Raw genomic sequence first — 22,395 nt, 5'->3', positions numbered from 1 at the left:
GTTTTACTTTTGTCGAAGCAAATTATAACTCTTTACCATGCTGTTCAAAAAACACCCACAAAAGATCAACACGCCCTAGCAATTACGAAGGTATTAATAGTGAAAACATCGTTCGCTTTTTCTGCCATTTAAGAGAGAGTTATCCATTATAGCACAAGCTTTATATCATCTTAGATGGAGCAAGATATCATCGTAGTGATTTGGTCAGAGATGCAGCGCTCATCCTAAATATCAGCCTTCATTATCTTCCACCTTATAGCCCTAATCTTAATCCTATAGAAAGGCTATGGAAGGTAATGAACGAGAAGTCGAGAAATAACGTTTACTTCAAAAATAAACGTGACTTTAAGGCAGCCATCGACCAATTTTTTACAGTGACTCTTCCGGAGATCGCAGGCTCACTGACCTCTCGAATCAATGATAATTTTCAGGTGCTCAAGCCGGCACCTTCAAGTTGATTGTGTATAGCCCTTTGAAAATATGCGTATTTAAGTTGCTTCCCTAGAACAAGTTCCTTTAGTGAAATGAAGAACTAGAACTACCAAAGCGCCAAACATGCCACCAACTAAAGTGGCTAATACGTATATGAAAACTCGCTTTGGTCCAGCTTTTTCTTCTGGTACTACAGCTGGATCTATGGTTTTAAAAGCAAATTCGGTTTCCACTTCTGCCAACATCAAATTTTTGGTTTGCTCTTCAATTAATTGGAAAAACACAGTTCTCATATCAGATAAATTGGTTTTGCCTAACTGTTGCTCCAAATATCCAATATTTCGTTTTGTTTCAGTCAGAGATTTTTCTTTCATCCAAGTATTTAAGTCTAACACTAACCTGTTAACCCACTGCTGAGCGATTATTGGAGAGTAATGGGTAATAGATATACTAACTAACCCCGTGTTCTTATCTTCTGAGCTGGAAAGGATCGCTTTAAACGCTTTATGTGCTTCCCAATCCGTCGGAATCGCCGATTGTCCGGCGGATACCTCTCGGATCCATTGACTAGATATGACATCATATAACTCTGGGTTCAATTCAAGCTCACCGCTGGCTTTATGCCATCGTGTTGAAGCCATTAATGGCACCAACAAATCGTGCTTATGGATGAACGCATTAATAAATTGGCGAGAATGCAGTACCGCAAGTGCCATGGCTTTATTATCGGTTTCGCCCCCCCCTAGGTTGATACCCGCTAAAGAAGCCAAACCACCAAATTGACTAGCCATTGCGGCCATCCCTCCCTTTCCACTGTCACTGGTAGCAGCCAAAACCGTGGTTGCTTTGTAAGTATTGGGCTGTGAAAGCGCATAAAACACACCGCCACCAGCAAATACAACGGTGAATAGAATAATTATCCACTTCCCTTTCCACAACGCAGAAAAAAGTTCTCTTAAATCAATTTCATCATTTTCAGCGACTGGTGGTTGGGGGTAATATCGAGGATACGGTTGATTTGGCGGTAATTGTTGATTCATAGGGTTACCTAAAAATAGAGCGCGAAATTAATCATGCTCCAAATACATATTTTGAAAAAAGTTTGGAATCGATGATTAATCTGAGACAGCTTTCCAAGCCACACCAATTTGATAAAGAATCTGAGTTGCTGAAGTAAGTGTGCTTAACCCATCTAGGTAGTCCGTATCAATCGGTACTATGATGGTGTCACCTGGTGCTAGAGGTTTATCTTTTCGACTAAACCAGAATGAATTATTTGGTAGCATTACTGAGCCGTCCGCTCTTACTATGTAGATACGGTCTGTATCCGCCTGTTTTTTGGTACCACCAGCTGATTGCAAATACTCTTCCACTGTCATGCTTGGACGGAAAGTGTGGTTCGAAGCGTATTGAACTTCACCCATAATACTGATCGTAGGATTTTTCGCTGGAATGTACAGCTTATCGCCTTTTTCAAGCATTACATCCGATATTGGGTCTTCTTCCATCGCTTCAGGCAAATTGATTACAAGTCGCCCTACCGCTTCAGTTTTAGAAAGCTCTTCTGCAATCTCCATTGCCTGTGCAGGCGGGGTTGTATAAGTTGCGGATGAATTTTGCCTTCTAAGTGCAAGATTACCGATCTCTTGCTTAAGCTGCATATTAAGCAACCTCAATCGCTCTTGCTCCTGCCGCTTAAGTCTTACACGGCTGAACACAGCACCCTTTGCATAAGCATATTCCGTTAAACCACCAGCACGGTTAATCACATCACTCAATGTTTCACCACGCTGAAAACTATACTTTCCAGGAAATACGACTTCGCCTTGAAGCTCGATTACCATATCTTGCTGCCAGTTTGGCTGAGTTTTAATTACGATATGATCTTGTGCTTTTAGTTCGAGATTTGAGTTTCCAGCTAGAACATCGCGCAATGAAAATGGAATGTGGCGGGACTCAAAACTTTCACCAGTACGTTGACTACGAGTGACCTCAGCTTGTGTCAAGTAAGCTCTTTCACTCAAACCACCTGCTGCTTCAAGTAGTTTGTTGAGCGTTTCACCTGAAGGTAAAGGATACGTACCTGGAAACTTTACTGCCCCTGAAATTTCAACTAGCTTGGCTGGTTCTTCAAAACTTGATTGCGCCTTCAGTCGCTCGATTATTGGATTGAGCAACTGTTCACGACTTGATTGTTTGATGTTGTCTGCATTCGCGATCGTATCCGCTTCTTGAACGTTTATTTCATTCACGCTGTCATTGATAACAACCGCTCCCGTCTCAACATCAATCATTTCTTGATGCTTTTCGCCCCCCCCCTTTTTAGTCTGGACTTTTTTGTTCTTTTGGGTGTCGTACCAGTATCCAATCTCTAAACCGTTATCGAAGACAAAGATTTGGTCTCGTTCTTTCAGTCTCAAGTTCTCTTTAGATCTTCTATTTTTTATAACTTGACTAAGGTTAAACTGAAGAACTTCGATATCTCTGTTAGCGTTGATTTCTCGGACGATAAGCGCATATTCAAGATCAGCGTTGAGTTTGAGATCATTTTCTACGGAGCCGATCACATCTGAGACTCTCATCCCCTTTTTATATGCAATGGCTCCTTGCCTGACTACTTCACCACGAATAGCGACGGCACCTTGAAGAATATTGGAGGAAGTGGCAACCTCAATTTCATCTCCTGACTTAACCATAAAATTAAGACCTGAGGATTGTGTAATGTCGAGTGTAAATTGCTCTTGACCACTAGCTGTTTGTCTACGAACACTTATCTTTGAAAGATATGCTTGAGGCAGCATACCACCGGATAACGATAATACGTTTTCTAAAGATGTAGAACCAGAAAGCTCATAGGTAGCAGGTCTTAAAACCTGTCCATCAACTGCAACCGTAGACGACTTAGTTGGAATAAAGAGTGTATCACCGGCACGAAGGCGTACATCTGACGATGTATCGCCATCCATAAGGAGTGCATAAAGGTCTAATGTTGCAACGATTTCGCCTTTGCGTTTTAGCTGAATGTTCCTTAAACTTCCGGTTTCTTTTATACCGCCGCTGGCAACAAGCGCCTGTGTCATCGTTGTAAGACCGTTGACATTGTATGCACCAGGCTGCGATGTTTCACCAACGATGTAAACCTGCATAGTTCGCATGTTGCCCATGGTCACAACGACATCTACGCCCAGTACTTTTTGTTCTACCAGCTGTTTTATTTGTTCTCTAATTTGAGCAAAGGACTGGCCAGATACCGCTACTGGACCAAACTCTGGAAAATAGACCTTTCCTTCTCTGTCAACTTTTAAGCGAAACTCTTGGTTATTTTTCCCGTAAAGTTGCACTTTTAACTCGTCACCAGACTCCACTATGTAGTCGAGCGGTACTGGAATATTATCTATAGCCGTAAAGCCTTGAGACTCACCAAGTAGAACATCGTATCCAAATGCTTTGAGTTCATCGTTATCTAAGTTGGCTTCAAGCTTAGCATCAGTTTCAGTAGTACGAATCTTCTGCGTTACTCTTTCTGGAGCATTAGTCATTTCTTGTACGTCATGGGAAACCGTTTCCCCATTACCAGGAAGCGCATTTAAGTCAATACCGTAATGACGGGCCAATTGCTCTTGTTGTGCTTTAGGCAAACTCTTAAATTGAGCCACTTGGGCTGCTGTTGGTGATGCTGCGATCCCGCTAAAGCTCACGGTTGATATACACAGAGCTAAGAATCGAGTTTTGAGGGAGTTTTTCATACTTACGTCACTGTTGAAAGCTCACAGATACTAATATCGCGAGCAAAAAGTCATTTATTTTATTTGGTTGTATATCGCATTTAACTAGAAACGGAACTCATAACCTGTCCAAAATGAGGTTTGATTATCTCGACCATCATTCTGACTATATCCAACTCCGGCATGAACCATACCCGCTAAAGCAGGCAATCGATAAGATAACTGGCTCGTACTACATTGCTGCTGATCTTGCTTAGAATTCTGCACAACAAGACCGAGCTTGTGATCATTTTCTAGCTGGACATACAAAGAAGCAGAAACACTGCTGTCTAGAGTATATGTGTTTCGCATTTGGTTATTATGAGATGAGGGGTAACTGTTTCGTTGCCAATGCGAATCAACACTTTCAATCTTGTCTTTTGTTGAGTTTTGTTTTTCTAGAATCAACCGCCATGTTTGATCAAATAAATCGATCTGCCCAGTCCAGCCATAAAGGTAGGCACCAAGCTTTGTTGTCTTAGAAGTTGACGCTAGCTCAGTATAGACAGAGTGGTACATTCCATTCATCTCTGGCAGAGAGAATTTCAAATCCAATGCACTTTGCTGCTCACCGCTTCCAAGATTCGCTCCGTCAAACCATGTTTGGTAAGTAAGACCAATATCTAGCCAACGACTGGGTTTTGATGTGAAACGAGAAGCGGTGTACCGCTCATAGTCAGAATCGTCGGTAAAACCGATGATGCTTTCAACACTCCATCCACCCAGGTAATCATTACTACTTATATAGCTAATACTGAAATCTGGACTGGAAGCACTATTGCTGCCCAAAATTAAATTGTGTTGCCAACCCTGCCCCCACCAACGGTCTAAGTCACCGACGGAAAACAACCACTTTCCAGCATTTAATGAAAGATAACTATCATCCCAAACAAACTGACTTTCACCAGTATGGTTGGCATACCCTGTAGATACGCGAAAAGCAAAGCTATCTTCCAAAGACTCATAACTGGCATATGCTCCCCATTTCTTTTGGTTAAACTGACCAAAGCTACTAAGTTTGGGATCATAATTTCCCAAGATGACTTTTGCTGCGCGATTACCGCGTAGATATTTTGCTGAGTTCAAAGCGTAGCCAACATGAGCATTGGCTCGCTCTAGTTCTACATTGTTATCAGTAGAACGGCTTAAATCATCGCCGATGGTCGCCCATCTTAAGGGATAGTGGTTGACTGAAGAACTAAGCAGACCAGCATCAGAAAGTAAGACAACATCTGAGCGAAGGAAAGGGTCAGTAGCTTCTAACCATGGGGAGGAAAATGAAGGCATTGGGATGAAACATAGTGAAGATAGAGCAGCTAGTCGCTTTACAGCTGATCTTGTCAAAGCCAAAGAAGTGCAATGAGAATTTATCACGGGGGTGCGTCCTGTCATAATGCAACTCGTCTTTTAGACACGCTACCGCCCATTAGCGAACGTATAGCCACATTACGTATCATCTATCCAAGATTTGTATTCAACACGGCACTTTATAGGTATCTTCTTAATATCGTGCCGACGGTTTGGGTCACCATTATCCACACTGCGAGTCAAATCTCAACGTGCCTAATCTGCTATTTGATAAAAATACATCATTCATTTATCTCGAAAATACAGCCAACCCACATAACCTCTTGGTTTCATATAGAACGCTTACTCATAATAACTGTGTAACCATTTATTTATACGAAAGAATTTTTAGATATAATTTCAAACAAAAACAAAAGGCATGCGAACACAAATCACTTCAAACCAAAGCTAGTTAAACTGCTGTAATATCTACCCTTTATCTAACACTTCGGTGATACATACAGACAAGACAGAATTACCTCTTGAAGTTGCATAGGGTTGAACAACACTCAACATTTGTTTAATACCATTAATTACGTCACTCTTAATGACTTTGGTTTCATGTTTCAATCCTGTCTGATAGTTAAACCAATTGGTAGTGATTAAATGCATAGTTGTAATGGTGGTTTCCTGCTCTTTATCATTCATCTCCAACAGCTTTGCTTCACGAAACTGAAGGCAGATTTGTCTTAGATTCTCCCTCAAACGCGTTTGAGTAGCTGAGTACCTTTCATGCAACTCGGCATCATTGGAAAGGATCTCCGGAAGGCTGGAGTAGAAAAAACGGTATTTCCACATCATATTAAAAATACTGCCCATATACGTTTCGAAAAGCTCAACCGAGTTGACTGATTCTCTAGGTGCAAATGAAGTCAAAAGTTCATTTTCGTAAATATCATAGATACTTTGGATGATTTCTTGTTTGTTTCTGAAATGATAATAAAGATTACCCGGACTTATGTTTAAATTTTCAGCAATATGATTAGTCGTGACATTTCTCTCCCCTCTTTCATTAAAAAGCTCCAATGCGGTAAGCACAATTTTTAACTTTGTCTTCATATACTATCCATCAAATGATCCATCATTCCTAAAGTTCGATGTTACGGCACTCTAGTTTGACAAAAAATGTTTATAAACTTGGTCTGATCTGCTTGCTGATTATTTACTTTTTCTAAATCAGTACACTAGAATAAGGTTGAGGTAAATTTCATCACCTCATTACATCGATGTAAATTAGTAAGGATAAAAAATGAAACATATCGCTCTAGCAATGCTAGTTGCACTAGGTGCTGCAGGTAACGCTTTTGCCGCTGGTGAAACGGGTGGTTCAACAGCAGCTTCTGGCGGTGGTGCCGCTGGTGGCGCAGGCGCAGCTGGCGCAGCTGTTGGCACTACTACTGCTATCGTTGGTGGTGTTGCAGCCGCGGCAGTTGTGGCAGTAGCTGTAGCTGATTCAGGTACGACTTCTACGTCTGTATCTCAATAAGCACACACTGCATTGCAATCGCCCTGACTTGTTCAGGGCGATTTTTTATATATGCATTTAGGAAGTCAGAATAGTGCTATCTCGACCTTTAAAACTCTTAATCTTCGCTGTATTGATAATTTTTGTATCAGGCTGCACGCAAAAAATGACTGACGTTGGCAGTAGCTTATCGGAAGCATTTACAGCATCTGATGATGTTACACTCTCATCTAACGAAATTTCAGAGCTTCCCTACGCCAGTACTTATGTTCGTATCAACGAAGGCAGACAAGTTTTTATGGTTTTGGCATTTGCCGACTTAAATCCCCAAACAGGAAATACACAATTAAAGTGGGTCTCAGCCGACAGCTCAATTATCGTTACTGAAAAAGGACGAATTGTTAAGACGCAAGGGTTTGATGGCAATAACCTACTGCAGCTTTCTGGGACAGGTCTTAATAATGGAGTGTCTCACAAAAGAGATTGGCATGCCACGTATGACTGGTCACCAGATTACCGTTATCAATTCGAAGCAACAGTAAGCCCGAAACTTCTTGCTAATGAAACATTAAGAACAAGTCAGTGGATGCTAGAAACCAAAAAGATTGAAGAAAAGGTCACTTTCAAAGGTCTTGGTTTGGGGTTTACCAACCTGTTTTGGGTTGCGAACGATGGAGATGTAATGAAGTCCATTCAGTACATCGGTCCTGATATGAATAAATTTGAGATGACTATTCTCAAAACGTTTGCACCGAATGAGTAACCCGCTATGAAAATACTCTACTCTCTGCTAAGAAGTATTCCTTTTGTTTTACTCTTTTTTCTTAGCACCAAGGTAATCGCCCATCAACTCACAGTTCGTTTGCCTGAACAACGGCTAAACCTCAGCTACATGGCGCCTGCTCGTCTCTCTCAAGTTATCTCAGATACCCAAGCTCAAAGTAAAGAAAACCTATTTTTCCCAGCAGCAATATTGGCTAGTCGTAGCAAACAAGAAGAAGTTGATGCGCTAAGACACTCGATTTCAAAACAACTGACTCGAAAAAACTCTGACGACAGTTCAAAAGTCCTTAATCAACTCACAGACTTTCAATTCGTTGGAAGAGAATGGGTTAGCACAGATTTTGATGAACTTCGCTTAAATCCAGAACTGAACCCATTGCTATCGGGGAGCTATGACTTGTATGTTTCCCCTCGTAAAAACACAGTGGAAATTTTAGGTTACGTAAAAAACTCAGAGTCTCTGCCAATGGCGAGCAGCCAAGATTTAATTCACTATCTAGATTCTATTGAAGCTCTTACATCTGGTGATTTGGATGAGTTGTACATTATTCACTCCGATGGCACAGTTATTAAAACAGAACTTGGATACTGGCAACCCAAGCGATATTACCTTAGCCCTGGAGCTAAAATTTTTGTCGGCTCAGAAGACAATCCAAATCTGAATAGAGAAATTGCTGAACTTCTAAGATACGCTGTGGAGAAACCGTAATGCGCTTGTCTGTCATCACTGCATCATTCTTCGCATGCTTCTACGCTAACGCCTCAAGTGGTAATTATTTTCAGCCAGTTACCTATACCCCATCCCAAATGGACTTTGGCGGTGTAGGATTGATAAAGATGCCGACTGGAAGAATGGCTCCGGAAGGCGAATTCAATCTCAGTGCCAATATCAACCACGAATACCGAATGTACAACGCCTCCATCGCATTGTTTCCTTGGTTTGAAGCGACCATTCGTTATGCCATTGTCCCAAATAAGCGAATGGGAACCCAAGAGTTCAGCGGAGACAGCCCGTATCTGGATAAAGGCATTGATTTTAAATTCCAATTGTTGGAAGAAAGCCGTTGGCTACCCGAAGTGGCAGCAGGTATACGAGATTTTGGCGGTACAGGTCTATTTGATGGGGAATTTATTGCTGCATCTAAGAAGGTCTATACCAATAACTATGGCGTGTTAGATTTCACCGTCGGTATGGGCTGGGGATACATGGGCATGCATGGCAACGTGACCAACCCATTTTGTAAAGCCAACGATAAATTCTGCGAACGTCCGAAGGACTTTGGCGGTACTGGCGGTGAAGTAGACTATCATCGATGGTTTAAAGGTCCAGCCGCGATTTATGGTGGCATCGAATACCAAACACCTTACCAACCATTGCGTTTAAAAATTGAATACGACACAAACGACTATACCGAAGATTTCCCTACAAGATTTAGACCGGGTGACTTCTACGAAGTCGACATGACGCAGCATACACCATGGAACTTTGGTTTAATCTATCGCGCTCACCGAAATATCGACCTTCGATTAAGCTATGAGCGAGGCGACACGGTATCAGCCGGGTTCAGTTTGCGCACCAATTACAACGAACTGGCTTCGCAATGGCGAGATGAGCCTATTCCGAGACCAAGTAACAACCAACCAAAAGAATTGGCAGGTGTTGATTGGCAAGATCTAGAAAAGCAACTTGCTGTTGTTGCAGGCTATGAGAATGCCAAAGCTTATTTGGATGGAAATACCATCATCATTGAAGGTGAACAGATAAAGTACAGAGACTCTGAACTTGCTCACGAGCGCGCTGCGGCAGTTTTACGCAACCAACTTCCAAAGAGTATTGATACCTACAAAGTGATTAATGCTCAACAGCACATTGCAACAGAATCTGTTGATATCGATGCTAAAAAATATGACCAAGTTGCGAATATAAAATACATCAACCCTCATATTTCGGATGCGTCTACGACAAGTGAAAATACCCGTACGACAGGCAGCTTGTTACATGATGGTTCTGAACGCCTTTACTATGGTGTTTCACCCACCCTTCGTCAGTCGATCGCTGAACCCGAGGAGTTTTACATTTTCAACTTTGGTATTCGCGGCGAAGCCCGTTATTGGTTAACAAATCACCTTCAAGCTTCTGGTTCAATTCAAGTAAACCTTTACGACAACTATCCTGAGCTGAATTTTATTGTTCCGCCAGATGGCACCACAGTGCCACCAAGAGTGCGCTCGCTGGGCAGAATGTACTTCCACGACAACCCAGTTCGCATGGACACCCTTCAACTGACCTGGTTTGATAATTTTGGCGACAGTATTTATCAGCAAACTTATGCTGGTTATCTCGAGAGCATGTTTGCTGGTGTAGGAACTGAGTGGCTCTATCGTCCAAGAGGTAAAAATTGGGCGATCGGGGCTGATATTAACCTTATCACTCAGAGAGATCCGGATAGTTGGTTTGGAGTATACCAGCAAGAAAATCAATTCAGTGAAAAGGACGGACGTTCATTCAAAGTGCTAGACAAAGGCTACACCGGATTTGTTTCTGGCTATTACATGCCAAAATGGTCCTGGTTAGATGACACACTGTTCCGAATTGACATCGGTCAGTATCTGGCTCAAGACGTCGGTGTACGCGGTGATTTCTCTAAGCAATTCAAGAGTGGTGTTATTGTTGGAGCATACGCAAGTATGAGTAACCTTTCTGCAGAAGAGTTCGGAGAAGGCAGCTTTACCAAAGGCTTTTATATCTCCATTCCATTTGACGTCATGACAGTCAAACCTAGCCGAAATCGCGCTAAGTTCGACTGGCAACCCCTGACTCGGGATGGGGGGCAGAAACTCAACAAAGAGCATGACCTATTTAGTATTACTGACTCTGCATCACCTTGGTATACGAGGAAAAATACTGTCCCCCAACCTTAAACTAATATACAGAGGCAATATGCCTCTGTATTTTTTAGCGCCTTATTTGGTACACTCGCATCAATTCAATATTAAGCTTGGTGAAAACATGATCATTGTAACTGGCGGCGCTGGCATGATTGGCAGCAACATTATCAAAGCCCTGAATGAAAAGGGCATCAACGATATCTTGGTAGTTGATAACTTGAAGAATGGCAAAAAGTTTAAAAACTTGGTTGATCTTGATATTGCCGATTACATGGATCGTGATGACTTCCTGACTCAAATCATGGCTGGCGATGACTTTGGTCCAATAGATGCCATATTCCATGAAGGTGCCTGTTCTGCAACCACCGAGTGGGACGGTAAGTACATAATGCTCAACAACTATGAGTATTCAAAAGAGCTCCTACATTACTGTTTGGATCGCGAAATCCCTTTCCTATACGCATCTTCTGCTGCTACCTACGGCGAAACCGATGTATTCAAGGAAGAGCCTCAATATGAAGGCGCACTCAACGTTTACGGATACTCAAAGCAGCAATTCGACAACTATGTAAGAAGAGTCTGGCAAGATGCAGAATCGCATGATGAAAAATTGTCTCAAGTGGTTGGCTTTCGCTACTTCAATGTCTACGGACCAAGAGAAGATCACAAGGGCTCAATGGCATCTGTCGCTTTCCACTTAAATAATCAGATGAATGCTGGCGAAAATCCGAAATTGTTTGAAGGTAGCAAGCATTTCAAACGTGACTTTGTCTATGTGGGTGATGTGGCTGTCGTTAACTTGTGGTTTATGGAAAACGGTACGTCGGGTATTTTTAATTTAGGCACTGGTCAAGCTGAATCTTTTGAAGAAGTGGCTAAAGCAGTTATCGCACATCACGGTCAAGGTCAGGTCGAAACCATTCCATTCCCGGAGCACCTAAAAGGCGCTTACCAAGAATACACTCAAGCGGACATGTCCAATCTAAGAGCGGCAGGGTGTAATCATCAATTCAAAACGGTTGCACAGGGCGTCGCAGAATATATGAAATTAGTGAATGCATAATATCTGTATACAGGCTCTAGATTATTGGAGCCTGTACAAAAAACTACTGCAAAGTATCAGGACGCTATACTTTCATTAAAATGATCACGCGATAGGATTCAAAGATGATATCGTATTGTGTTTCGATGGGTATTCAGTGAGCAACAAGATGAAAATTCTGGTAATTGGTCCTTCATGGGTAGGTGACATGGTGATGTCGCAAAGCCTGTATACCGAGTTGAAGAATCAACACCCAGAAGCCGTAATTGATGTTCTTGCCCCCGCATGGTGTAAGCCCATCTTAGAGAGAATGCCAGAAATAACCAAAGCAATCGAAATGCCTTTGGGACATGGGCAATTTGATCTAATGGGTCGCCGAAAAATTGGCAAATCTTTATCTCAGGAAGGTTATACACATTCCTTCATTTTGCCTAACTCAGCCAAATCAGCCCTCATTCCTTGGTTTGCAGGTATTCCCCACCGTATTGGTTGGAAAGGGGAGATGCGTTACGGTCTTTTGAATGACTTGCGCCCGGATAGAAGAGTTTTTCAATACATGGTTGAGCGTTATGTCGCGCTTGCTCACTCAAAAAATAGGATGTTAGAGTCCGTTTCTCTGCCGGATTGCCCGACACCTAAGCTCACAATCGACACTGAATCTCAGAACGGCGCAATGCAGCGGCTAAACCTTTCCAATGAGCGTATTGCGGTAGGATTATGCCCCGGGGCAGAATACGGTCCAGCCAAACGATGGCCAGATCATTACTATGCTGAAGTGGCAAAATTTGTCATTCAGCAAGGCAAACAGGTCTGGCTTTTTGGTTCCGCTAAAGACAGAGAAGTCACCCAGAAAATTCGCTCTGCCTTACCTGAAGGTCTTCAAATTCACTGTCATGATCTGGCGGGCGAAACCAGCTTAATTGAAGCAGTAGATTTATTGGCAGCATGCGATACCGTTGTGTGCAACGATTCAGGACTAATGCATGTGTCTGCCGCGGTGGGTTGCAATATTGTGGCTATTTACGGCTCCAGTTCACCAAAATACACGCCACCACTCACCGAAAAGTTAACGATGCTGCATACCGACATTGAATGCCGACCTTGCTTCAAAAAAACGTGCCCCTACGGACACATGAAATGCCTGACCGAACTTCCTCCAAGTCGTGTTATTTCTGCTCTTAGTTCAATTAGGCTTTCAGCATGATAGTAAGAATGCTCTACACCTTTATCTTGGCAATAGCCGCTCCTTTTCTGTTGTATGGACTGTTCAGAAAGCGTTCGAATAAGCCTTCAATCGGAAAACGCTGGAAAGAACATTTTGGGTTTACTCCCAAATTAAATTTCGATAAGCAACCCATATGGATACATGCGGTTTCCGTCGGAGAAGTATTGGCAGTGACTCCCTTTATTAAGGAACTCAATTCACGTAAGCCAGAAACACCTATTCTACTGACAACCACGACCCCAACAGGAGCAAAACAAGCGGAAAAACTGTCTGCGATAGCTATACACCGTTATATGCCGATTGACTTTGGCTTTGCGGTTAAGCGTTTTTTAAAGGTCACCAGCCCTTCGCAAATGATCATTGTTGAAACCGAGCTTTGGCCTAATACCTTGCATACAGTAGGCAAAGCAGGTGTCCCAATTTCAGTATTAAATGCTCGGCTTTCTGATAAATCTCGACGTGGCTACCAAAAAGTTCGCCCTCTATTCAATGAAATCAGTAAAAATTTGACCAAAGTGCTTTGCCAACACCTAGAAGATGCTGGTAACTTCAAAAAGCTCGGTGTTTCCGAAGAAAAACTGCATGTAACTGGCTCGATAAAATTTGATATCACGGTTTCAGATGAAGACATTCAGGCTGGTAATACGTTACGAGAGCAAATCGGCAAAGACCGCCCAGTATGGATTGCAGCTAGCACGCACCAGGGAGAAGACGAGCAAGTATTAAACGCTCATAAAGAAATTATAAAAAAGCTTCCAAATGCAGCTTTAATTCTCGTCCCTCGACACCCAGAAAGATTTGATGCGGTTTCACAGCTTGTAGCTAATGAAGACTTTTCTTTTGCAAGAAGAACTTCCACAGACCATCTCAGCGCCATCCAAGTGTATATCGGCGATACAATGGGCGAGATGCTCACTCTGATGCAAGCGGCTGATGTGTGCTTTATGGGTGGAAGTTTAATTGGCGATAAGGTAGGTGGGCACAATTTATTAGAACCTACAGCAATAGGAATCCCTTCATTAATTGGCCCGAGTTTTTACAATTTTAAGAGTATTACAGAGAAATTAATTGCTATCGGTCTAACTGAAGTTGTGGGTGGAAATGAATTATCAAGTAAAATCCATAAGCATTTTTCATCTAATAATCATGACTTTTTAAACATATCTAGAGAGTTCGTTCTTAAAAATAACTCCACATCCTCGTATATAGAATTACTAGAAATTTAGATAAAAATGAGTAGAGACAAAGTAGCCAAAATTTTAGATTCTGAAAGGTTCATCCTTCTAATGGCTTTCAGCGCTTGTATTTATGCGGCATTTAAGGATTCATGGAGATTATTTGCTGATATTTTTCAAACTTTTTTATTATTGGCGTCTTTGGCAACCCTAACAGTCCATTGGTCTTTCTTTAAAAAAGAAAAACTCTTATGGCTGTTACCTATAGCATTGGTAGTCCAATTAAGTAGCTGGCTATACTCCCTACACTCTTATCCAGAGATAGCAACTGATTCCCCACAATTAGGACGATTTCTTGAGTTTTTCATTTTTTTCTTTATCGCATTTTGGCTTAGAGGCAATGAAAAATATATCTGGGCTATGCTGACTTGCTTTGTTTTCGGCTCTATTTTTACGCTCAACTATCATTCTCCTCTGCTCGAAGAAATCTCTGTAGGTTTATCTGGAAAACGAGTAGACTTTGACTATAGAAATGCTCAACATGGTGCTTTAATTATTGGCGCATCGACTTTAACTTTAACCTATTTTCTTACTAAGCTTTGTAGAGAAAATCTTAAAAAAAGCACACTATTCGTAGCTTCTATCTTAGTACTTCTATTACTTGTACTTCTTCAAATAGTAATGCAAACTCGCCAAGCTTTGCTTGGTATTGCAGTAGCTTTAGCATGTTCAAAAATTTATAACTATCACACTAAAGAAAAACTAAAGATTAAAACCATAGGATTTATTTTTGTAGCCGGTGTTTTGTTAATTCTTATTGGGCTTCAGTTTGACATTATCTACAAAAGATTACAGTCTGAGCTTTATGTTATAACCGATTATATTCTAACTGGAGATTTTTCTAATATTCCATATACAAGTATTGGTATTAGAGTTCAACTGTGGTTTGAATCTGCTATATGGATCATCAAAAGCCCTCTATTAGGGTTTGGTAATGGAATTGAAGCGTTTATGATTGAACAATCGTCTCGATTGGCACACCCTATCACTGTCGAGTTCAAACATGTACATAACTCATATATAGCCACTCTACTTAGGTTTGGTCTTCTGGGTCTATTACTAGGTTTTGCTATCTTAATATTCCCAATAATAGATTTATTTAAATCAACTAAAGGCAAAGAACATATTCAGCATATGAAATATCTAGCTATTATGTTTTTAGTCTACTGGCTAGTCGTCAATGCTTTTGAGTCTTTTTGGTATATGAAGGCAGGGCTATGGACATATACAGTCTTTATGGCTGCAATCTATACCATTCCTTTGTCCCAAAGATACGAAAAGTATCAAGCTTCGTTAAAAAGCTAGCTTATTTCCATCTAAATAGGGGCTTCTGGTATTCATACAATTTGCCAAGAAGTCCTTTATGTTTAGATTTTAAATAAGGAATCTCATTGTTTTCCCAAGTATGCTGATACCAATGTATCAAATATGCATTATCTGGATGAGAAAATTCAATAGCTTGCCCCTGATAGGAAAAAAAGTACTCCGTATCTAATATTTTAACTGAACTATCATCTTGAGACTCCTCAAGTATCCGCGTCATGATATCTGGTCCCATGTACAAGTCAGACTCCATTATGCCTTTTTGATAGAAATCCAACAATTTACTTAAAACTTCGTTTGAGCGTTTTGCAAAAATAGAGGCAGTGCCAACCAAACTATCATTTTCACGTCCAACGCAGAAATCGCAGTCACTAAACAACTGAAACGGTTCTCGCACTATCGTCACATCCGTGTCTAAGTACAAGCCACCAAACTCAAATAAAATGCGAATTCTTAGATAATCACTAACGAATGCAAAAAGCCCTCTCTTGTAACACTCTTTTGTAAACTCGCATTCATCAATCCAACTTAAAACCTGCTCAGACGAATCTGTCCATAGTTTCACTTCATACCCTTGTTTTTTCCAGTCATTAACACAGGCATGGGAAAGAGGGGGCATTTTGTTACCAAGCCAAATGGCATGAATCAATTTACTCATATGAATTAGAAGAACTTTATTATGCGTGGTCTTGTGTTGCTATGTTAAACTACATCCCGAACTAAGTCAGCAGATACAGTTAATAGACCATGGACATCTTCATCATAAGTTTGGCGGAAGCCACTGAGAGACGTTCAAGAATCACAAGTATTCTTGACGAAGCAAAGCTAGACTATTCCATCTTTGATGCTGTCAACGGGCACAAAGGGTTACCCAGCGAGCTTATCGGTTTACCTGATGACCATTTTAGAAAAGTGTATAAAAGCCGACCTCTTTCGAGTGGCGAGCGTGGATGTTATGCAAGCCATTATTTGCTATGGCAAAAATGTATCGAATTGGGAAAGCCTATTGTTGTTCTCGAAGATGACGCCATCCCATTAGATGGCTTTAGAAGCATACTCAATAAACTCAAAGAACTTCATACTAAGTACGGTTATATACGACTAGAAACACAGTCAGGCAGGCAGTCTAGAGTTCAATCAATAGACGAATCCTTCGATTTGGTGTATTGGGACTCCAATGATATGCGAACTGGTGGTTATTCTATATCTCCAGCAGGTGCTAAGGCATTTCTTGAAGCAAGCTCAAGATGGTGTTACTCGGTTGACTACTTTATTGGAAGCTCTTATTTGCATAAAGTACCTTCTGTTGGCATTGAGCCTCCAATAGTATCTGCGCCCAATGATTTAGGCACCCATATACAATTGGACGCTAAAACAAAAGTTCACTTCTTCTATAAGATCACACGTGAAAGCTATAGGTTTTATCGTTTTTGTCGAATGAGATTGTGGAACTTAATGTGGAAGAAACACGTTTCCTAGAACCAGAATAAAGGTAACCATGAGTCTCGTTAAACCATTAGCAAAGATCTACCTCTATTGCAGAGCAATACCAAAAAGCATTCTCTTTAATTTTTGGTATTTGCCGTTTTCTCAAGCCATTAGGCTACCTATCGTCGTATCTCACCGAGTTAGAATTTTACGCTTAAGCGGGAAGCTAGACATTCCCAAATCAGCAAAAACCGGGAAAATCCGATTTGGCTTTGGTCAAGTTCAAGTTGCTGATAGTCACCGCTCTCGCATGCTTTGGTCATTAGGGAAATCCGGAAAGATAACATTGGGTGAGCGAGTAAAAATCGGTACTGGTTGCAAACTATTTGTGGATGGGGCACTTAATATTAGATCTCGAACAAACCTCACTGGTGAGTCCACTATCGTTTGTGAAAAAGAAGTCCATATTGGCGAAAGTTGCCTTATTTCATGGCAGACCATAATCATGGACACTGACTTTCACCCTATCTTCGACATTAAGCAAAACACAAGATTAAACCCAAACTCCTCTGTTACTATCGGAAATAATACGTGGCTCGGCGCAAGAGTAACTATGAACAAAGGGACCTCAATCGGAAGTAATTGCGTGGTTGCTACCTCAACGCATATTCACAAACCATTCAATCAGGATGACATCATTCTGGGCGGCAACCCTGCCAGGGTAATCGGTAGTATGAAAGACAAGCATTTCACTGACTAACCAGCGATACAACATATTCAGACATTAAAACCAAGTTGAACAAAAAGCATGACCTTAAAACACAAACTACGTAATACTTTATTGCTTACTGTATTGCTTTCAGCGACCTTGTATTTCGCCGAATATCTACTGCGTTCAATTACAGATATTACATCTAGCCAAAATATTTCTGAGAGTTTACAAATCTCTCTAGTGCTTAGCTTACTTATCGTTTTTTCAACTAAGAAATTCAAAGTCTTTCTTTCTGCGTTTATCTCTATCGCATTGATTTTTCAAAGTTCAAACGCACTTTTTTATGGAGGGTGGATCGATCCTGTAAATCTCTACCTGTTCTTTGAAAACCTGTCTGAAGTGGTCAATATCCTCCCTAAGCTGAGCCTTTCAATTATATTGAAATCTTTGGCTTTTATTGTCGTATCAATAGCCCTACTGTATTGGTGCTATAGACTCGCTAAAGACTCATCTGGTTACAAAATCGCCAATACACTCATCTTGCTAATTTTTATATTTCAACCCATTAGAGATGGCGTGTTTTATCCTGAAAAAATTGAAAAGAGATTCACGAAAGACACGCACAGTCTCATCCGATCTTTTCACAACTCATACGGTATTTTTGCTTCTATGCTGATTTCCGATGCAACAGGGGGAAATCTATACTCGAGTTTCAGGCAAGATGAGTATCAGGATTTAAGAAACAGCTCGTCTGAAACTCCTAATATCTTTATCTACTTTGGGGAGAGCCTAAGCTCAAAATACATGGGAGAGTATGGCTATCATTTAGACACAACACCAATAATTAGTAAGCTCATTGAAGATAGCGACATACATACATTATCAAAAGAAACCGTCGCTGGGGCAGCCGCTACGATGCCGTCAAGTGTGCGCTTTTTCCACATGATTGATAAGCCTGATGCGAGAAAACAGGCATCTTCATTCAACACAAGTTTGTTCCGATACGCAAAACTTGCTGGTTATGAAACGACTTATCTAAGCACACAGGGAGAAAGCTATGTGAATCACATCTATAAGCTGATAGCAGGCAAATATAGTGACCACTACTTTACCCCACCACTCATGGATAGTCGCTTCAATGACAGGCAGGAGTCAGACGACAGACTCGCCATTGACCAGTTCGCAAACTTGGAGCTTCAAGAGCCATTTTTTGCAGTCTTGCAACCAAATGGAAGTCATGCTCCGTTTGACGCGAAGTCCCCTAGTGATAAAAAAATCTTCGGTACCGGTACAGAGTTGAAGGAGTATGAAAACTCTGTGTACTACACAGACTTAAATATCAAGGCGATCATAGAACAAGTTAAAGAAAAATCTAAATCTAAGCCTTGGATCATTTTCATTACTTCCGACCACGGTACACACGTTGACGGAAAGCGAATCAGTCGCTCTTTGGATTTACCAGCATCCTATATGGTTCCTGGTATTGTGCTAACGGACTCTCAGAGTATCTACAATACCATCGTCAAACCTTATGCAGACTGTAAAAAGCTCTTCCATAAAAATTTCAGCGAGATGATAGCGAAAGCCTTAAACAGAGACGTCCCTATTGGTTCTTGCGATAAAGGCGTTTTGTTTAACGGATTGCTCAACGGTTACGACTCAAGGTTTGTCGATATAGATGAAGACGGTGCTGTTAAATTATCCGTTTTTTCCGAGACTAAAAGTTAAGTAATATACGTCTATGTTCACTATTTTAACGTATTCATATTGTGAAGAATAAGCTGGTATCAGAATCAATCTGCATTGTCAGACTCTCCGCTCTCGGAGACGTCTGCAATGCCGTTTCGGCTGTCCAAGCGATTCAGAAACATTACCCTTCAGCGAGAATAACTTGGGTATGCGGTGGAGTAGAAGCACACCTTATCCGGCTAATTCCTAACGTTGAAGTCATGCCATTCGATAAAAATAATGGTGTTAGAGGCTACTTTGATATTTGGAAAAAACTCAAAGACCGTCGTTTTGATGTCCTTCTCCACATGCAATATGCTTTGCGTGCCAGCTTTGTTGTTTTAGGAATTAAGGCAAAACGTAAAATCGGATTTGATGAAGACCGCAGTAAAGATCTTCAGCACTTGTTCATTAACGAAAGAATCAAAAGCTCTGACAAAAAGCATGTGCTAGATGGAATGATGGGTTTTGCTGAAGCAGTTGGTGTCGAAGACATAACGCCAACTTGGAACCTCCAGCTCTCTGAATCAAACAAAAATTGGGCGACAGGACAGCTATCTGAATCAGGATCGAACTTAGTTATCGCGCCAGCAACCAGCAAAGCTTACAAAAACTGGACGACAAAGGGTTACCAAAATTTAATAAGCCATGCTCTCAACCTAGGTTGGAAAGTTACGCTTATTGGAAGCCCTGATAAGACCGAGATAGCACTCGCGCAAGACATCGTGAACCATTTTGAGGACACCCAAGTTAATAATTTGGTTGGAGAGACTACGATAAGTCAGATGATCGCAATCATAGACCAAGCTGATCTTCTCGTTGCTCCGGATTCGGGGCCAACGCACATCGCAAATGCAATGCAAACTCCGGTCATAGGGTTGTACGCACACCATAATCCTGAAAGGACCGGTCCCTATTTGCAGCTTGATAACGTTGTCTCTGTTTATAACGAAGCTATTTTGGAAGAAACAGGGAAAACATCAGATGAGCTTCCATGGAGAACCAGAGTAAAAGATCCGAATGCCATGGAGCGTATTACTTCTGATATGGTGATTAACAGATTTGAAACAGTTGTTAGCCGACTCCTACCAAACAAAAAGGAATCATCGTGAGCAGACCGACACTTGCCGTTGCACTGATAGTAAAAAATGAAGCTGCTCATCTAGAACAGTGCCTCTCAACTGTCCATGAGTGGGTTGATGAAATCGTTATTCTGGATTCAGGAAGCACAGACAACACAGAAGAGATTGCGAAGAAGTTCACTGATAAGTTCTATGTGAATACTGACTGGAAAGGCTTTGGACCTCAGCGTCAGCTCGCTCAATCCTATGTCGAATCGGATTACCTGTTCTGGCTTGATGCCGATGAGAGAGTTACGCCAGAGCTCAAAGACAACATTCAGATTGCATTGGAAAAAAGCCCTTCATCCACCGTTTTTCAGATACCAAGATTAAGCTGGGTGTTTGGTCGATACATCAAACACAGTGGATGGTACCCAGACAGAGTGCTTAGGCTCTACCCAACAAAGCTCACCAGTTACAACGATGCGTTGGTCCATGAAAAAGTCATCACCGACGACAACATGAAGATTGAATCACTTGAGGGTGATCTACACCACTATACGTACAACAATCTAAATCATTACCTCGTTAAATCAGCAGGATACGGCAAGGCATGGGCAGACCAAAGGCAGGCGAAAGGTAAGAAAGCATCGCTTTCCCAAGGAATCGTTCATGCGTTGGCATGTTTTATCAAAATGTATGTATTGAAACGAGGATTCTTGGATGGAAAACAAGGCTTCTTAATTGCATTGCTGTCAGCGCATTCAACCTTCATCAAATACGCAGACTTGTGGGCACGAGATAACGATCAACACTACAAGCTGTAATACGAAATATCCGTGGGTAAACTAATTCAGATTTGCCCACCACTTATTGGTTTCTTCCGCGCACTCCAACACATCAATCCGCGACATATCTTCTTGTTGTTCTTTGCTGCTGGCTTCTGGTGGGCAAAACGCAATGTGCTTGCCTTCTGAATTGATAGGTCGCCAGCGAAGTGGTGTAGCGGAGCGTTTTCTTGGGAAGAACCCGACTGTTGGTACATCTAAGGTCGCAGCAATGTGCAGAGGTCCAGTTGAGCCAGCGATAAATAGATCCGCGCAGGCGATGGATTGAGTGAAATCGACTAAGCCATCATTTTTGCTGTATACGACTGACTCTACGCCCAATCGACTTAGCAAAATTTGAAGATCAAGTGCTTGTTCTTCTCCCGGTCCCGCTGTAAGAATGTATTCACCATCAAACCGCAAGTTTTGAATAAACGTGGAGTACTGCTCTAAAGACAAATTATTAGCAGAACCTCCGCTTCCGGCATGAACAAACACCCAAGGTTTGTCTTGGGATATTTCCAACTGATTTGCCAATTTGTCCTTTTGTGCAGCCAAAACATCCGCTTTCAAATCCAAATAAGGCGCACTTGGCTCAACAATCTTGTGTCCATTATCCGATAGAAATGAGCGAATAAGATCCAGATTGTATTCAAACTCCGGTTTCGCCGATTGAGAGCGCTTTTGTTTGATTCGCTTGTTATAGAAAATTTGTGCGATCTTAGTCGCTGGTGCAAGCCGATATGGGATCTTTGCTTTCCATACCAGAGAGGCATTATAAGTCGTCGAAAACAAGTTGATTGATGCATCAAACTGCTCCGCACGTAAAGCTGCGACGAGTTCATTTTTGTCTGTCTTGGCGGCTTTCGAACCACAATCCACCATCACAGAATCTATCCACGGGCAGATCTCTGCCAAAGCTTTGGTGTAGTTTGGAACCAAGGCGGTTATTTCAACGTTGGGTAGAGACTGCTTGAGCATAGCGAAGCTTGGCCATGCCAACATAAAGTCGCCAATTTTATCGTTTCGAATAACCAGTATTTTTTTCATTGTGATTCCTACGCCGTGGTTCGCCCCACATGATAACCACTTCCATGGCGAAGTTTGAGCGTTTTTTGCTATGATGACAGCAGA

19 protein-coding genes and 1 pseudogene are annotated in these 22,395 nt (G+C 41.6%); 14 read left to right on the top strand and 6 right to left on the bottom strand.

Translation table 11 applies throughout. The features are described from left to right. Positions 1-80: 80 nt before the first annotated feature. Positions 81-458: pseudogene (locus INR79_RS00980) on the top strand (IS630 family transposase); the annotation flags it as partial. A 30-nt stretch (positions 459-488) separates the two neighbouring features. Here INR79_RS00980 and INR79_RS00975 read toward each other — a convergent pair. The 4 genes from INR79_RS00975 to INR79_RS00960 all read right to left on the bottom strand — a co-directional run bounded on the left by INR79_RS00975 (position 489) and on the right by INR79_RS00960 (position 6,602). Then, entirely contained in the window at positions 489-1,472 is a 984-nt protein-coding gene (locus INR79_RS00975; RefSeq protein WP_223095614.1) for a Wzz/FepE/Etk N-terminal domain-containing protein, read from the bottom strand. A 75-nt stretch (positions 1,473-1,547) separates the two neighbouring features. Next, positions 1,548-4,178: an SLBB domain-containing protein gene (locus tag INR79_RS00970; RefSeq protein WP_223095612.1), complete on the bottom strand. Its 2,631-nt coding sequence runs from the start codon at positions 4,176-4,178 to the stop codon at positions 1,548-1,550. An 84-nt stretch (positions 4,179-4,262) separates the two neighbouring features. Beyond that, positions 4,263-5,588 (bottom strand): capsule assembly Wzi family protein, encoded by a 1,326-nt coding sequence (locus tag INR79_RS00965; protein WP_223095610.1) that lies wholly within the window; start codon positions 5,586-5,588, stop codon positions 4,263-4,265. Between the two features lie 384 nt (positions 5,589-5,972). Beyond that, the gene (locus tag INR79_RS00960) at positions 5,973-6,602 is read right to left on the bottom strand and encodes a TetR/AcrR family transcriptional regulator (RefSeq protein ID WP_223095608.1); all 630 of its coding nucleotides are present in this window, start codon (positions 6,600-6,602) and stop codon (positions 5,973-5,975) included. A gap of 190 nt (positions 6,603-6,792) precedes the next feature. Here INR79_RS00960 and INR79_RS00955 point away from each other — a divergent pair, with 190 nt between their 5' ends. The 8 genes from INR79_RS00955 (at position 6,793) to INR79_RS00920 (ending at position 15,487) form a co-directional block, all read left to right on the top strand. Next, on the top strand, positions 6,793-7,029 hold the full coding sequence (locus INR79_RS00955) for a hypothetical protein (protein WP_223095606.1): 237 nt from the start codon (positions 6,793-6,795) through the stop codon (positions 7,027-7,029). A 73-nt stretch (positions 7,030-7,102) separates the two neighbouring features. Beyond that, the gene (locus INR79_RS00950; RefSeq protein WP_223095604.1) at positions 7,103-7,771 is read left to right on the top strand and encodes a YjbF family lipoprotein; all 669 of its coding nucleotides are present in this window, start codon (positions 7,103-7,105) and stop codon (positions 7,769-7,771) included. A 6-nt stretch (positions 7,772-7,777) separates the two neighbouring features. Next, positions 7,778-8,500 carry a capsule biosynthesis GfcC D2 domain-containing protein gene (locus tag INR79_RS00945; RefSeq protein WP_223095602.1) on the top strand — a complete coding sequence of 241 codons (723 nt, stop codon included), beginning with the start codon at positions 7,778-7,780 and terminating at the stop codon, positions 8,498-8,500. Next, entirely contained in the window at positions 8,500-10,713 is a 2,214-nt protein-coding gene (locus INR79_RS00940; protein WP_223095600.1) for a YjbH domain-containing protein, read from the top strand. Before INR79_RS00945 ends, INR79_RS00940 begins: the two co-directional genes overlap by 1 nt. A gap of 88 nt (positions 10,714-10,801) precedes the next feature. Further along, positions 10,802-11,743 carry an ADP-glyceromanno-heptose 6-epimerase gene (gene rfaD / locus INR79_RS00935; protein ID WP_223095598.1) on the top strand — a complete coding sequence of 314 codons (942 nt, stop codon included), beginning with the start codon at positions 10,802-10,804 and terminating at the stop codon, positions 11,741-11,743. Positions 11,744-11,891: 148 nt separating this feature from the next. Beyond that, positions 11,892-12,926: a lipopolysaccharide heptosyltransferase II gene (gene waaF, locus INR79_RS00930; RefSeq protein ID WP_223095596.1), complete on the top strand. Its 1,035-nt coding sequence runs from the start codon at positions 11,892-11,894 to the stop codon at positions 12,924-12,926. After that, positions 12,923-14,173 (top strand): lipid IV(A) 3-deoxy-D-manno-octulosonic acid transferase, encoded by a 1,251-nt coding sequence (gene waaA / locus INR79_RS00925; protein WP_223095594.1) that lies wholly within the window; start codon positions 12,923-12,925, stop codon positions 14,171-14,173. The genes waaF and waaA overlap by 4 nt, the downstream gene beginning before the upstream one ends. A gap of 60 nt (positions 14,174-14,233) precedes the next feature. Beyond that, positions 14,234-15,487, top strand: a complete 1,254-nt coding sequence (locus INR79_RS00920) for an O-antigen ligase family protein (protein ID WP_223095592.1) — start codon at positions 14,234-14,236, stop codon at positions 15,485-15,487. A 1-nt stretch (position 15,488) separates the two neighbouring features. On the opposite strand, the gene INR79_RS00915 is transcribed toward INR79_RS00920, so the two are convergent. Continuing rightward, positions 15,489-16,163: a glycosyltransferase family 32 protein gene (locus INR79_RS00915; RefSeq protein WP_223095590.1), complete on the bottom strand. Its 675-nt coding sequence runs from the start codon at positions 16,161-16,163 to the stop codon at positions 15,489-15,491. An 89-nt stretch (positions 16,164-16,252) separates the two neighbouring features. Here INR79_RS00915 and INR79_RS00910 point away from each other — a divergent pair, with 89 nt between their 5' ends. From INR79_RS00910 to INR79_RS00890, 5 genes are read left to right on the top strand one after another with little or no spacing between them, the layout of a single operon-like run. Further along, a complete protein-coding gene (locus tag INR79_RS00910; RefSeq protein ID WP_022596490.1) occupies positions 16,253-16,984 on the top strand; it encodes a glycosyltransferase family 25 protein in 732 nt (243 codons plus the stop codon). 19 nt (positions 16,985-17,003) lie between these two features. Then, a complete protein-coding gene (locus tag INR79_RS00905; RefSeq protein WP_223095588.1) occupies positions 17,004-17,693 on the top strand; it encodes an acyltransferase in 690 nt (229 codons plus the stop codon). A gap of 48 nt (positions 17,694-17,741) precedes the next feature. Further along, positions 17,742-19,373 carry a sulfatase-like hydrolase/transferase gene (locus INR79_RS00900; RefSeq protein WP_223095586.1) on the top strand — a complete coding sequence of 544 codons (1,632 nt, stop codon included), beginning with the start codon at positions 17,742-17,744 and terminating at the stop codon, positions 19,371-19,373. A 41-nt stretch (positions 19,374-19,414) separates the two neighbouring features. Continuing rightward, positions 19,415-20,485, top strand: coding sequence for a glycosyltransferase family 9 protein (locus tag INR79_RS00895; RefSeq protein ID WP_223095584.1), 1,071 nt, complete (start codon positions 19,415-19,417; stop codon positions 20,483-20,485). Continuing rightward, positions 20,482-21,261, top strand: a complete 780-nt coding sequence (locus tag INR79_RS00890) for a glycosyltransferase family 2 protein (protein ID WP_223095582.1) — start codon at positions 20,482-20,484, stop codon at positions 21,259-21,261. The genes INR79_RS00895 and INR79_RS00890 overlap by 4 nt, the downstream gene beginning before the upstream one ends. A 21-nt stretch (positions 21,262-21,282) precedes the next feature. On the opposite strand, the gene INR79_RS00885 is transcribed toward INR79_RS00890, so the two are convergent. Beyond that, on the bottom strand, positions 21,283-22,311 hold the full coding sequence (locus tag INR79_RS00885) for a glycosyltransferase family 9 protein (RefSeq protein WP_223095580.1): 1,029 nt from the start codon (positions 22,309-22,311) through the stop codon (positions 21,283-21,285). Between the last annotated feature and the right edge of the window lie 84 nt (positions 22,312-22,395).

The sequence above is a fragment of the Vibrio sp. SCSIO 43132 genome, from assembly GCF_019904195.1.
Lineage (GTDB): Bacteria > Pseudomonadota > Gammaproteobacteria > Enterobacterales > Vibrionaceae > Vibrio > Vibrio nigripulchritudo.
Note: the sequence above shows the minus strand (reverse complement) of the source record. Positions and strands in the feature narration are given on the sequence as shown.

Coding starts and splice junctions, on each gene's coding strand:
- INR79_RS00975 (WP_223095614.1), bottom strand. CDS start 1,472: ATGAATCAACAATTACCGCCAAATCAACCGTATCCTCGATATTACCCC.
- INR79_RS00970 (WP_223095612.1), bottom strand. CDS start 4,178: ATGAAAAACTCCCTCAAAACTCGATTCTTAGCTCTGTGTATATCAACC.
- INR79_RS00965 (WP_223095610.1), bottom strand. CDS start 5,588: ATGACAGGACGCACCCCCGTGATAAATTCTCATTGCACTTCTTTGGCT.
- INR79_RS00960 (WP_223095608.1), bottom strand. CDS start 6,602: ATGAAGACAAAGTTAAAAATTGTGCTTACCGCATTGGAGCTTTTTAAT.
- INR79_RS00955 (WP_223095606.1), top strand. CDS start 6,793: ATGAAACATATCGCTCTAGCAATGCTAGTTGCACTAGGTGCTGCAGGT.
- INR79_RS00945 (WP_223095602.1), top strand. CDS start 7,778: ATGAAAATACTCTACTCTCTGCTAAGAAGTATTCCTTTTGTTTTACTC.
- INR79_RS00940 (WP_223095600.1), top strand. CDS start 8,500: ATGCGCTTGTCTGTCATCACTGCATCATTCTTCGCATGCTTCTACGCT.
- rfaD (WP_223095598.1), top strand. CDS start 10,802: ATGATCATTGTAACTGGCGGCGCTGGCATGATTGGCAGCAACATTATC.
- waaF (WP_223095596.1), top strand. CDS start 11,892: ATGAAAATTCTGGTAATTGGTCCTTCATGGGTAGGTGACATGGTGATG.
- waaA (WP_223095594.1), top strand. CDS start 12,923: ATGATAGTAAGAATGCTCTACACCTTTATCTTGGCAATAGCCGCTCCT.
- INR79_RS00920 (WP_223095592.1), top strand. CDS start 14,234: ATGGCTTTCAGCGCTTGTATTTATGCGGCATTTAAGGATTCATGGAGA.
- INR79_RS00915 (WP_223095590.1), bottom strand. CDS start 16,163: ATGAGTAAATTGATTCATGCCATTTGGCTTGGTAACAAAATGCCCCCT.
- INR79_RS00910 (WP_022596490.1), top strand. CDS start 16,253: ATGGACATCTTCATCATAAGTTTGGCGGAAGCCACTGAGAGACGTTCA.
- INR79_RS00905 (WP_223095588.1), top strand. CDS start 17,004: ATGAGTCTCGTTAAACCATTAGCAAAGATCTACCTCTATTGCAGAGCA.
- INR79_RS00900 (WP_223095586.1), top strand. CDS start 17,742: ATGACCTTAAAACACAAACTACGTAATACTTTATTGCTTACTGTATTG.
- INR79_RS00885 (WP_223095580.1), bottom strand. CDS start 22,311: ATGAAAAAAATACTGGTTATTCGAAACGATAAAATTGGCGACTTTATG.